The 12,927-nt window shown below is 61.8% G+C and carries 5 protein-coding genes and 3 rRNA genes; 3 read left to right on the top strand and 5 right to left on the bottom strand.

Going from position 1 to position 12,927, the window contains the following annotated elements:
• The first annotated feature begins 116 nt into the window (after positions 1 to 116).
• On the top strand, positions 117 to 1,889 hold the full coding sequence (locus YM304_RS10465; protein WP_154723402.1) for a hypothetical protein: 1,773 nt from the start codon (positions 117 to 119) through the stop codon (positions 1,887 to 1,889).
• Between the two features lie 155 nt (positions 1,890 to 2,044).
• Here YM304_RS10465 and rrf read toward each other — a convergent pair.
• The 4 genes from rrf to tyrS all read right to left on the bottom strand — a co-directional run bounded on the left by rrf (position 2,045) and on the right by tyrS (position 8,962).
• Positions 2,045 to 2,161 (bottom strand): 5S ribosomal RNA (gene rrf / locus YM304_RS10460).
• A 95-nt stretch (positions 2,162 to 2,256) separates the two neighbouring features.
• Positions 2,257 to 5,321, bottom strand: a 23S ribosomal RNA gene (locus YM304_RS10455).
• A 402-nt stretch (positions 5,322 to 5,723) separates the two neighbouring features.
• Positions 5,724 to 7,244, bottom strand: a 16S ribosomal RNA gene (locus YM304_RS10450).
• The 16S, 23S and 5S rRNA genes sit together here, the layout of an rRNA operon.
• Positions 7,245 to 7,669: 425 nt before the next feature.
• Positions 7,670 to 8,962, bottom strand: a complete 1,293-nt coding sequence (tyrS, locus tag YM304_RS10445) for a tyrosine--tRNA ligase (RefSeq protein WP_051071395.1) — start codon at positions 8,960 to 8,962, stop codon at positions 7,670 to 7,672.
• Positions 8,963 to 8,979: 17 nt separating this feature from the next.
• On the opposite strand from tyrS, the gene YM304_RS10440 reads away from it, so the two are divergent.
• Both YM304_RS10440 and YM304_RS10435 read left to right on the top strand, forming a co-directional pair.
• Positions 8,980 to 10,062: a DUF2332 domain-containing protein gene (locus YM304_RS10440; RefSeq protein ID WP_051071394.1), complete on the top strand. Its 1,083-nt coding sequence runs from the start codon at positions 8,980 to 8,982 to the stop codon at positions 10,060 to 10,062.
• 83 nt (positions 10,063 to 10,145) lie between these two features.
• A complete protein-coding gene (locus tag YM304_RS10435; RefSeq protein WP_015441649.1) occupies positions 10,146 to 11,945 on the top strand; it encodes a flavin-containing monooxygenase in 1,800 nt (599 codons plus the stop codon).
• A gap of 20 nt (positions 11,946 to 11,965) precedes the next feature.
• Here the strand turns inward: YM304_RS10435 and YM304_RS10430 are convergent, their stop codons facing one another.
• Entirely contained in the window at positions 11,966 to 12,874 is a 909-nt protein-coding gene (locus YM304_RS10430) for an SDR family NAD(P)-dependent oxidoreductase (RefSeq protein WP_015441648.1), read from the bottom strand.
• Between the last annotated feature and the right edge of the window lie 53 nt (positions 12,875 to 12,927).

Raw genomic sequence — 12,927 nt, 5'->3', positions numbered from 1 at the left:
CCGTGGGCCGTTCCCGTGAGCTCTTTCGTCGGGTTCGAGAGCGACTGCGACCGTCCCCACCAGCCAAACCTGCACCCGACGCACCGCCATCAGCGCCGAGCGAGCAGGTGCAACTCGTGGAGTTGCTGGTGTATCGAGCGAGCGCGGGCTCGGTGTCGCTACTCTCGAGCAGCCCGACCGAGCCAGCCGCCTCCCTCGTGTCCGCCGTACCGCCGGGGGTCGACCCGGTCCGACACGCGCGCTCGGCGTGCGAGGCATCGCTCGGCACCCCGTCCTTTCTCCACTCGACCTCCTGGCGCTACGAGCATGGAGCGACGTACTTGACCTTCGCTGCCGTTCTCGATGGCGAGCCGACTGCTCAGCTGTACCCCAGCGTCGTCGACGCGTACTCGCCGGGAGGGAGCAGCGTCGCCGACGTGTCGTCGCACGCAGTTCGACACCTCGCACACCTCAACAAGTCCGGCGAGTTTCTGCTCGAGCCGGAGTGGACCGCCGCACTCAGGGCCCATGATCCGATTCTCGCCGGCGAAGTCGAACACGGCTTCTCTGCCCGGGTCGTCGCACGGGTCACCTGCGTCTATGCGTCCAGCGGCGAGTCGTCAGCGGCCTGGACGGCAGCGAAGCTGCACTCCCCGCACGCAGAGGACTTTCCGCCCGTGGAGGTCCTCCGCGAGGTCGACGCTCCGACCGCGACGTTCTCTCGCCTGTCTGCCGACTACGTCAGACACGACCATCGCGTCGCCGACTACGACGTGGAACGCGCCGTCATCACCGAGGTCGCGTTCAACCATCTCCCGCCGTGCACGGCGGTGACGCTCGAGATCGGGGCCGACAGCCCCGACGGAATCATCCAGGCGGCGAAGGACCTGTACGACCCGGAGACCACCATCCTGTTCGACGGACGAGAACTCGATCAGGATCTTCCTCCCGCTCGCGGGTTCACCGGTAATCATCGTGGCATCGTCGTGCACGTGTTGGAGGGCGTCCCCTCCATGCGGCGAGGAGCCGTACGATCGACCATCCAGCAACTCCTCGCCAAGGAACTCGCTGTCGACTATGCGCCGATCGGCGGATCAGCGATCGCCCCGGACGACTTGAACTCGCCGGAAGGTGCGGAGATCGTCACGTGGGCCGAATCGACCGTGGTCTGGCGCCTACCGCCCCGTCTACACGGTTGGGTGGATGGCTTGATCCGGAACACGGCGCTCGTGGTCTCCCTTCGCCAACTCTGCGACAACGTGTCGAGCGAGATCAGACGTGAGCAGGTCGACAGCGACGAGGAGCGCGCCGCCCAGATCCTCAACCTGAGCACGCTGCGCTCGCGGTTCAGTCGTGCGACCGCAGGTGATGTGGACGGACACCTGGTCCGGGCCGGAATCCAGCAGCGTCAGCACGTCCTCGCGGTGCTCGATCACTCCGGTTCGGCGCTCGCGCGAGATCGCACCGAGAAGATGCTGAACCAACACCTCGAGACGCTGCAGGTCGAACACACCGTCAGCGCTCAGGCCGGCTCACGCGATCTCGTCAACGTGGTGCGCGTCTTCGCAGTCGTCACCGTGCTCCTCAGTGCGCTCTCGGTGGGACAGGCTGCGTCCGAACCCGCTGCAGCCGGCACGTTCGGCACCGCCGTCGCCGCGGCCATGGCGGTGCTGTCGATCTCTGTGGCGCTCGCGGCGGGCATGGCGTTCACGTCGACCCGAACCCCGCCGGCTCGACACCGGCTGCTCCTGGCCGTCGGCCTGCTCTTGCTCACATCAGCGGTCGCCCTCTTCATCATTCGTGGACACGACTCACTGCGGGCGCTCGGCGCGATCACCCCGATCGGTCTGTGCGTCGCCGGCGTCGGAGCCATCCTCGTCGCGTGGAGTACACGGCTCGGCCGACACTGACGTCTTCCTGACGAGGAGAGACGACATCGTCGCGCCTCACGACGGGGCGCTGGCCGGTCAGCCGGCCTGTGGGCTCGAGCGACCAGGACGATTGGGGGGTGAAAACGTGGAGAGCCCCAACACACGGTGTCGTGTGTTGGGGCTCTCACTGCGTAATCGGGCGGCGTCCTACTCTCCCAGGGGGTCTACCCCCAAGTACCATCGGCGCTGACAGGCTTAACTTCCGTGTTCGGGATGGGAACGGGTGTGACCCTGTCGCTATGGCCACCCAAATCAATTGTCAAATCCGGTCACGCCCCACCGTTGGGGGCAGAAACCAGAACTTCAGGGGACTCCTGAAGGACTCCAGAGCAAGCACGAGCGGTTTAAAACTAAGCCCTCGGCCGATTAGTACCGGTCGGCTGAACGTGTTACCACGCTTACACCTCCGGCCTATCAACGTGATGGTCTCGTCACGGGCCTTACTACGTTTACCGTATGGGAACACTCATCTTCACCCGGGTTTCCCACTTAGATGCTTTCAGCGGTTATCCCTTCCGTAGGTGGCAAATCTGCAATGCCTCTGGCGAGACAACAGACACACTAGAGCTACGTCCGTCCCGGTCCTCTCGTACTAAGGACAGCCGGTGTCAATGTTCCTTCGGTTGCGGAGGATAGGGACCGAACTGTCTCACGACGTTCTGAACCCAGCTCGCGTACCGCTTTAATGGGCGAACAGCCCAACCCTTGGGACCTGCTTCAGCCCCAGGATGCGATGAGCCGACATCGAGGTGCCAAACCTTTCCGTCGATATGGACTCTTGGGAAAGATTAGCCTGTTATCCCCGGAGTACCTTTTATCCGTTGAGCGACCACACTTCCACACGTGATGGCCGGGTCACTATGCCCTACTTTCGTACCTGCTCGACTTGTAGGTCTCGCAGTCAAGCTCCCTTGTGCCATTGCACTCGACGACTGATTGCCAACCAGTCTGAGGGAACCTTTGGGCGCCTCCGTTACTCTTTAGGAGGCGACCGCCCCAGTCAAACTACCCGCCTGGAACTGTCCCTGATCCCGATAAGGGACCGAGGTTAGAGATCCAACATACACAGGGTGGTATTTCAACAATGACTCCACACTAGCTAGCGCTAATGCTTCCAAGTCTCCCACCTATCCTACACAATGCAGGTCAAATCTCAATACCAAGTTATAGTAAAGGTTCACGGGGTCTTTCCGTCCTTCCGCAACTAACGAGCATCTTTACTCGTACTTCAATTTCGCCGGGTCTGTGGTTGAGACAGTGGGGAAGTCGTTACGCCATTCGTGCAGGTCGGAACTTACCCGACAAGGAATTTCGCTACCTTAGGACCGTTATAGTTACGGCCGCCATTCACTTGGGCTTAGGTTCACAGCTTCGCTCCAAAGAGCTAACCGTTCCCCGTGACCTTCAAGCATTGGGCAGGCGTCACAGGGTATACATCGCCTTACGGCTTCGCACCCTGCTGTGTTTTTGGTAAACAGTCGCTACCCCCTGGTCTGTGCCACCCTCTCCAGCTCGAGACGTAAAGTCCGTCACCAAAAAGGGTCCTCCTTCTTCCGAAGTTACGGAGGCAATTTGCCGAGTTCCTTAACCACAGTTCTCCCGCTCGCCTTAGTATTCTCTACCCGCCCACCTGTGTCGGTATGGGGTACGGGCACCGTGACAGCTCACTGCTGGGCTTTTCTTGGCAGCATGGAATCAGTGACTTCGCGGTATGTCGCTCGGCATCGCGTCTCAGAGTATGTGAACCGAACTCTCATAAGGTTCCTCCTACACGCTTACCCCAGGATAACCATCACCTGGGCTCACTTATCCTCCTGCGTCCCCCGTCAGCTATCCGCCAGCAGCTCAGTAAGTTCGCTCACCAAAAAGGTGAACAGCCCCAACGTTGCCACTCTTGGACCTGGCGCGGTCACGGTGGTACTGGAATATCAACCAGTTGTGCATCGACTACGCCTCTCGGCCTCGCCTTAGCTCCCGACTCACCCTGGGGGGATTAGCCTTCCCCAGGAACCCTTGGGCTTTCGGCGGAGGGGTTTCTCACCCCTCTCTCGCTACTCATGCCTGCATTCTCACTCGATACCGCTCCACGTACCCTCACGGATCCGCTTCTCAGCCGCATCGACGCTCCTCTACCGCTCCCAACAAAGTTGGAAGCCCATAGCTTCGGCTCTGTACTTGAGCCCCGTTACATTGTCCGCGCAGGATCACTCGACCAGTGAGCTATTACGCACTCTTTCAAGGATGGCTGCTTCTAAGCCAACCTCCTGGCTGTCTATGCAATCCCACATCGTTTTCCACTTAGTACAGAATTAGGGGCCTTAGCTGATGATCTGGGCTGTTTCCCTTTCGACCAACGAAGCTCATCCCCCGTGGTCTCACTGCTGCGCTCTGGAGTATCGGCATTCGGAGTTTGACTGGATTCGGTAAGCTTGTGGGCCCCCTAGTCCAATCAGTGCTCTACCTCCGACACTGAACACGCAACGCTGCACCTAAATGCATTTCGAGGAGAACCAGCTATTGCCAAGTTTGATTAGCCTTTCACCCCTATCCACAGCTCATCCCCGCAATTTTTAACTTACGTGGGTTCGGTCCTCCACGGGGTCTTACCCCCGCTTCAACCTGGCCATGGATAGATCACTTGGCTTCGGGTCTACAGCATGCGACTCCACGCCCTATTCAGACTCGCTTTCGCTCCGGCTTCCCATCTCTGGTTAACCTTGCCACACACCGTAACTCGCAGGCTCATTCTTCAAAAGGCACGCCATCGCGGCCACACCAAAGTGTGACGACGCTCTGACTGTTTGTAAACCAACGGTTTCAGGTACTATTTCACTCCCCTCCCGGGGTACTTTTCACCTTTCCCTCACGGTACTGGTTCACTATCGGTCACCAAGGAATACTTAGACTTATGGGGTGGTCCCCACAGATTCACGCCGGCTTTCACGGTTCCGGCGTTACTTGGGATGACAGGCGGATAGTACATACATTTCGGATACGGGACTGTTACCCACTACGGTCGAACCTTTCCTGATTCGTTCTCCTATGCAGCACTTGTAATCCGTGACAGTTCTGAAGCACTGTCTCCTGGTCCCACGACCCCGCACCTGCAACGCCTTCAGGCTTGACACAGGCACGGTTTAGTCTCAACCCATTTCGCTCGCCGCTACTCAGGGTGTCGCGGTTGCTTTCCTTTCCTCGGGGTACTGAGATGTTTCAATTCCCCCGGTTCCCTCCAACCGCCCTATGTGTTCAGGCGGCGGTACCACTCCATAACGAGTGGTGGGTTTCCCCATTCGGACATCTGCGCATCACAGGCTAGTCGACGCCTCCACGCAGCTTTTCGCAGTCACTCACGTCCTTCATCGGTTCTTGGTGCCAAGGCATCCACCGTTGGCTCTTTGTAGCTTAGAAATAAACTAACTCGGACACACGGGCGAACCCGCGTGCATTCGATATTTGATTACGCATGAGGCGAACCTCACACGTAAAGATGCTCGTGCTTGCTCTGCAGTTCTCAAGGAGCCATAAACCGACCACCACCCCAACCAAACGGAAGAAGCAGAAACCAACCCGCACTCACACCACCCAACAAAAAGGGGCAACGGAGTTCGAGGGCCGGCAGGCCGTCTACGAGAAGGAACGAATCCTTCAAAACGGAAGAGAAGACGGTACCCGACACATCACATCACAACAGGAGGGACCGAATCCCTCAACCATCGATCAGATGACATGACAGATGCACCAATGCACCAACAGGTGTGTGTCGTACTGGGTAGAACAAATGTCTACCTTCAGCAGACAGGCACTCCTTAGAAAGGAGGTGATCCAGCCGCACCTTCCGGTACGGCTACCTTGTTACGACTTCACCCCAATCACCGACCCCACCTTCGACGGCTCCCTCCCAAAAGGGTTGGGCCACCGGCTTCGGGTGTTGCCGACTTTCGTGGTGTGACGGGCGGTGTGTACAAGGCCCGGGAACGTATTCACCCTGGCGTGCTGATCCAGGATTACTAGCAACTCCGGCTTCATGGAGTCGAGTTGCAGACTCCAATCCGAACTGAGAACGGCTTTGATGGGATTCGCTCACCCTCACGGGATCGCAGCCCTTTGTACCGTCCATTGTAGCGTGTTTGCAGCCCTGGGCATAAGGGGCATGATGACTTGACGTCATCCCCACCTTCCTCCGAGTTGACCCCGGCAGTCTCCTGCGAGTCCCCAACATAACTTGCTGGCAACACAGGATAAGGGTTGCGCTCGTTGCGGGACTTAACCCAACATCTCACGACACGAGCTGACGACAGCCATGCACCACCTGTGTAAAGCCCCGAAGGACACCCTATCTCTAGAGCTTTTCTCTACATGTCAAACCCAGGTAAGGTTCTTCGCGTTGCATCGAATTAAGCAACACGCTCCGCTGCTTGTGCGGGCCCCCGTCAATTCCTTTGAGTTTTAGTCTTGCGACCGTACTCCCCAGGCGGGGCACTTAATGCGTTAGCGACGGCGCGGATCTCGTTGGTTGAGACCCACACCTAGTGCCCAACGTTTACGGCATGGACTACCAGGGTATCTAATCCTGTTTGCTACCCATGCTTTCGCTCCTCAGCGTCAGTTACGGCCCAGAGCGGCGCCTTCGCCACTGGTGTTCCTCCTGATATCTGCGCATTTCACCGCTACACCAGGAATTCCCCGCTCCCCTACCGCACTCTAGTCACAGTAGTATCGAGTGGCCTCTTGAGGTTAAGCCTCAAGTTTTCACACCCGACTGGCTGAACCGCCTACGAGCTCTTTACGCCCAATAAATCCGGATAACGCTCGGTGCCTACGTGTCACCGCGGCTGCTGGCACGTAGTTGGCCGCACCTTCTTCTGTAGGTACCGTCATTTTCTTCCCTACTGAAAGCGGTTTACAACCCTAAGGCCTTCTTCCCGCACGCGGCATCGCTGCATCAGGCTTGCGCCCATTGTGCAAGATTCCCCACTGCTGCCTCCCGTAGGAGTCTGGACCGTGTCTCAGTTCCAGTGTGGCTGATCATCCTCTCAGACCAGCTATCCGTCGAAGCCTTGGTGAGCCATTACCTCTCCAACAAGCTGATAGACCGCGAGACCCTCCCGGACCGGCGGACCTTTCATCAAACCCCCATGCGAGGAAATGATGACATTCGGTATTAGCAGTCGTTTCCAACTGTTATCCCAAAGTCCGGGGCAGGTTTCTCACGTGTTACGCACCCGTTCGCCACTAAGTCTTCCGGAGCAAGCTCCATGGACTTCGTTCGACTTGCATGTGTTAAGCGTGCCGCCAGCGTTCATCCTGAGCCAGGATCAAACTCTCCAACAAAAACGTGTACCAATCATCTCATCACCAAAGCGACTCGAGACCAGCAACGACATGTCAGCGAGCGCCACAACCAGACGGAAAAAGTCTGTGATGTTGCAGCGTCCAGCTGGATTCGGCCATCCATCATCAACACCGGCAAAACCGACGCATCAAACGAACAGCCATTGTATTCGTGTTGCCGCCGACAGGGATGTCGACGGCAGAATTGACAAGACAGCCTCTCGCGACAACCCCACAAAGTGAGACCATCGACCGGACTGCCCGCATTGGCGTTCTGTCTTCTCTTCCGTTTTCAAGGATCCGAAGGAAAGTGCCGTGACCAGCCTGTTCGGCCCGATCTCGCAGTGTTTCCCGGTGCTTTTCCGGCGGCAGATGCCCCCGTGAAGCGGAGAGCTAAGCTAACCGACCCAGAGCGGCGCCACAACCTACGCCGGCAAGATTAGTTCGACGAGGTGGTGCGACTTCTTGCCCTTGCGCAGCAGGAGGTACTTCCCGTGCAGCCGTTTCTGGTCGCTGAGCTGGTCATTCGCGGTGAACGAGACCCCATTGACGTAGTACGCGCCCTGGTCCATGGTGCGACGCGCGTCACCGTTGGATTTCGCCAGGTCGGTGGCCACGAAGACGTTGATCGGATCGTCGAGCTCATCGACGTGGAGTCGGGTGTGCGGGATCTCGGCGGCGAGTGTCTCGAACGCCTGCTCCGACGCTCCGGTCGGGTCGCTCGCGAACAGCAGATCGGCCGCCTCCTCGGCCGCGGCGGCCGCCTCGGGGCTGTGCACCAGCGACACGACATCGGTCGCGAGCGTGCGCTGACCGAGCCGCTTGTGTGGCGCCTCGGCATGGGCCGCGGCGATCTCCTCGATCTCGGCGACGTCACGCAGCGAGAAGGTGAGCAACTGGGCACGCACATCGGCGTCCGCGGTCTGCATCATGTGTTGCCGCAACGTGTAGGGGCTCGTCTTCGCCGGGTCGAGCCAGACGCGGGCGCCGGCGGTCTTGCCGATCTTCGAGCCGTCGGACGCGGTGAGCAACGGCCAGGAGAACGCGTGGACGGCGGTCTGTCGTTTGCGGCGGATGAGGTCGACGCCCGAGATGATGTTGCCCCACTGATCGGAACCACCGATCTGGATCATGCAGCCGTACTCGTCGAACAGGTGCAGGTAGTCGTTCGCCTGGAGCAGCATGTAGCTGAACTCGGTGAAGCTGATGCCGTGCTCGGAGTTGATCCGGACCTTGATGCTCTCGCGCGCCAGCATCTGATTGACCGTGACGTGACGCCCGACGTCGCGCAAGAACTCGAGGATCGAGATCGGTTGCGTCCACTCACGGTTGTCGACGAGCACCCCGCGCTGCGGGTCGTCGAGATCGACGATGCGACCCAACTGCTCTTTGATGCATGCCACGTTGTGGTTGAGCGTGTCGTCGTCGAGCAGATTGCGCTCCTCGGACTTTCCGCTCGGGTCGCCGATCATGCCCGTCGCTCCCCCGGCCAACGCGATCGCCTTGTGGCCGGCGTCTTGGAAGCGGCGCAGCATCACCAGGCCGATGAGGTTGCCGACGTGAAGACTGTCGGCCGTCGGATCGCATCCGTAGTAGATGCCGATCGGACCCTCGGCCACCTGGGCACGCAGGTGCTCGCGGTCGGTCGAGTCGTGGATGAGTCCACGAGCTTCGAGGTCGGCAATGAGATCGTCGTTCACGAGGGGCATATCGCCCATCAGAGTACTGTTCGGCGGTGCCCGACCACATGAACGATTCCGAGCTCGCCCGCCGGTTTCGTGACTCGGCGATCCAGTCGGCGCCTCGGGCACCCCTCAACGCGGCGCTGGCCGACGCCATCGCACGCCGCCCGAACCTGTGGAGCCTGTTGGGCGAGGCGCCGACCGAACAACAGCTCCCGGTCCTGCTGCTCGCTGCGATCCATCACCTGGTACTCGCCGACCCCGATCATCGGCTCGCACGGTGGTACCCGAACATCACCGAGTCGCCGTTTCCAGCCGACGATCCTCGCCTCGCGGCGACGCTGGAGACGTTCGTCATGGAGCGGGCCGACGAGGTCCGGTCGCTGGTTCGAACCCGCCGGGTGCAGACCAACGAGGTCGGACGCTGCGCCGTGCTGCTCCCGGCATTCGGCATGATCGGCGACGAGGTCGGACCGGTCACGCACCTCGACGTCGGAACGAGCGCCGGGCTCAACCTCCTGCTGCCGAGGTTCGCCTACCGATACGACGACCGACCGCTGATCGGTGACCACACGTCGAGCGTCGAGCTCGAGTGCTCGACTCGCGGCACCGCCCCGACGCCACTCACCGACCTGGAGATGCCGAATGTTCGCCGAGGTTGTGGGGTCGACCTGCGGCCGATCGACATCAGCGACGCCGACGACGCACGCTGGCTCGAAGCGTGTTGTTGGCCCGACCAGGCCGACCGCTTCCACCGGTTGCGGGCGGCGATCGAGCTCGCTCGCGCGACTCCTCCCGATGTCGTACAGGGCGATGCCGTCGACTCCTTGAGCCAGTCGATCGAACGGCTGTCGACCGACGGCCACCCGGTCGTCACGACCACGTGGGCGCTCAACTACCTTCCTCCCGACCGGCGCACCGCGTTCGTCGACGAACTCGACCGTCTCGCGGAGCACACCGATCTCTCGTGGATCTCGGCCGAGGCCCCGGCGCTCACTCCGGAGCTGCCCCACGCCGTCGATCCCGTCGATCCACATCGCACCGAACTCACGCTCGTCACCTGGCGAGCGGGTCGGCGGGAGGTCCGCCATCTCGCCGAGACGCATCCGCACGGGTACTGGATCCACTGGCGCTGACGGGCCCTTCCCCGTCCGTCACCCGGGCGGCGTCGCACCGCACGCTTCGGCCTCGAACCACGGGTATCGGTACGTTGGACGGGGTGACCGCCACCGACTTGCCGTTCGATCCCGACGCTCTGCGAGCGAAGTACCGCGCCGAGCGTGACAAGCGGGTCCGCCTCGACGGCAACGAGCAGTACCTCGAGGTGGCGGGTGACTACTCCGACTTCGTCGACGATCCGTACATCGAGTCGGTGCTCGAGCGCTCCCCGCTCGACGACGACACCGAGGTGATCGTGATCGGTGGCGGGTTCGGCGGGTTGCTCGCCGGCGCCCGTCTGCGCGATGCGGGCATCTCCGACATTCGGCTCATCGAGAAGGGCGGCGACTTCGGTGGCACCTGGTACTGGAATCGGTACCCCGGAGCGATGTGCGACGTCGAGTCGTACGTGTATCTCCCGCTCCTGGAAGAACTCGACTACGTCCCCACCGAGAAGTACGTCCACGCCGCGGAGATTCTCGAGCACAGCCGGGCGATCGGGGCGCACTACGACCTGTACGACAATGCGTGCTTCCAGACCGAGGTGACCGGTATGCGGTGGGACGACGACGAAGCGCGCTGGATCGTCTCGACCAATCGCGGCGACGAGATGCGCGCCAAGTTCGTCGTCATGGCGAACGGCCCGCTCCACCGGCCGAAGCTCCCCGGCATCGACGGCATCACCGATTACACGGGGCACACGTTCCACACGAGCCGTTGGGACTACCACTACACCGGCGGCGGCCCGCACGGCGACCTCACCGGTCTGCGGGGCAAGCGTGTCGGCATCATCGGCACGGGCGCCACCGCAGTCCAGTGCGTGCCCCACCTCGGTGAGTCGGCCGACGAGTTGTACGTGTTCCAGCGCACGCCGTCGTCGATCGACGTCCGAAACAACCGGCCGACCGATCCCGACTGGGCGGCGTCGCTCGAACCCGGCTGGCAGACCGAGCGGATGCAGAACTTCAACGCCCTGGTGTCGGGGCAACCGCAGCCGGTCGACCTCGTCGACGACGGCTGGACCGACATCATCGGGAAGCTGCTCGTGCGCATCCAGCGCGAGGGTGCCGACGCCGACCTGTCGCCCGAGGGCATCGCTGCGTCGATGGAGCTCGCCGACTTCGAGAAGATGGAGGAGATTCGCCGACGGGCGCAGGAGATCGTCGACGACCCCGACACGGCCGAAGCCCTCAAGCCGTGGTATCGCCAGTTCTGCAAGCGCCCGTGTTTCCACGACGACTACCTCGACACCTTCAATCGGCCCAGCGTCTCCCTCGTCGACACCGATGGTCGTGGCATCGACCGCATCACGGCCGGCGGTGTGGTCGCCAACGGGGTCGAGTACGAGGTCGACTGCATCGTGTTCGCCACCGGTTTTGAAGTCGGCACCGACTACTCCCGGCGGGCCGGCTACGAGGTGACGGGGCGGCTCGGTCGCACGCTCACCGAGAAGTGGGCCGATGGCATGGAGACGCTCCACGGGATCGTGAGCCACGAGTTCCCCAACCTGTTCATCATGAGCCCCGGGCAGGCCGGGTTCACCGTGAGCTTCCCCCATCTGCTCGGCGAGCAGGCCACGCACATCGCGTACATCATCGATCACGCGCTCGCGAACGACGTCGACAGCGTCGAAGTCGAGCCCGACGCCGAGGCGGCCTGGGTGCAGCAGGTGATCGACAAGTCTCGTGTGTCGTTGCCGTTCCTCGAATCGTGCACGCCCGGCTACTACAACAACGAGGGACAGCCCGAGAAGCGAGCGGCGCAGAACTCCACGTACGGCGGCGGCTCGATCGAGTACTTCCAGATCCTGGCCGACTGGCGCGCCGACGGCTCGCTCCCAGGCCTGCAACTCACCCGCTGACCCGCTGAGCCGGCGGCCCGTCAGCCGTCGTCGGCGACGAGCCCCTCGGTCGCAGAGCGGAGTTCGGCGAACAGCATCTCTCCGAACCCCGGGTCGTAGGCCCGTTCGGGGTCGGCGCGCACCGCTGCGTCGAGTGCGTGAGCGTCGTCACCCACGAGGATGCGCCACCGGTCGGCGCGCACGCCGTCGAGAATCACCGTCGCTGCTTCGGCGGCCGTCATCGGCGCCATGTCGTGGAACATCTGGTCGGCAACCGCCATCAGTTCGCGTTCTTCGTCGGTGAGCGCACGCGCTCCGAACTTCATCGAGTTCTGCACGATCGAGGTGCCGATGTGGCCGGGCATCACGACCGAGGCCTTGACGTGTGGGGCGTTGACTCGCAGGTCTCCGATGAGCGCCTCGGTGAACCCCTTCACGGCGAACTTCGCCGCCGAGTACGCAGTGTGTGGCCGATCTTCGCCGATCGACGCCCAGAACCCGTTGACGCTCGATGTGTTGACGATGTGGCCCTCGTCGGCCTTGGTGAGCGCGTCGAGGAAGGCGAGCGTGCCCCATCGCACGCCGTGGAAGCACACGTTGAAGCAGCGGTCCCACGAGTCGCGGGTGTCGGTGAAGATCGAGCCGCCACCGCTGAGCCCTGCGTTGTTGAACAGCAGGTTCACGTGGTCGCTGTCGTGGGCCGCGAGCACTTCGTCGCGGAACACCAGCATCGCGGCCTCGTCGCTCACGTCGCACGTGTGGGTCGAGATCCGCACGTCGGACGCCGGTGCCGCGGCCCGGGCGAGGGCGGCCGCCTCGGCCATGTTCTCCTCGGAGAGATCGCACATCGACACGTGCGCTCCGGCAGCGGCGAGCTGTACGGCGAGCTCGCGGCCCATGCCGGTGCCTCCACCGGTGACGACGGCGATTTTTCCGGAGAAGTCCTGCATGCCACCAACGTATGCGATCGCGCCACGGCAGCCGTACACGGCGCGATGTGACG

This window comes from Ilumatobacter coccineus YM16-304, from assembly GCF_000348785.1.
In the GTDB taxonomy this organism is placed as follows: Bacteria; Actinomycetota; Acidimicrobiia; order Acidimicrobiales; family Ilumatobacteraceae; genus Ilumatobacter_A; species Ilumatobacter_A coccineus.
This window is presented reverse-complemented; position numbering and strand designations above follow the sequence as displayed.

What these genes read in the sequence shown, in the direction of transcription:
- tyrS (WP_051071395.1), bottom strand. Translation starts at nt 8,962, where the DNA reads ATGGGCGATATGCCCCTCGTGAACGACGATCTCATTGCCGACCTCGAA.
- YM304_RS10430 (WP_015441648.1), bottom strand. Translation starts at nt 12,874, where the DNA reads ATGCAGGACTTCTCCGGAAAAATCGCCGTCGTCACCGGTGGAGGCACC.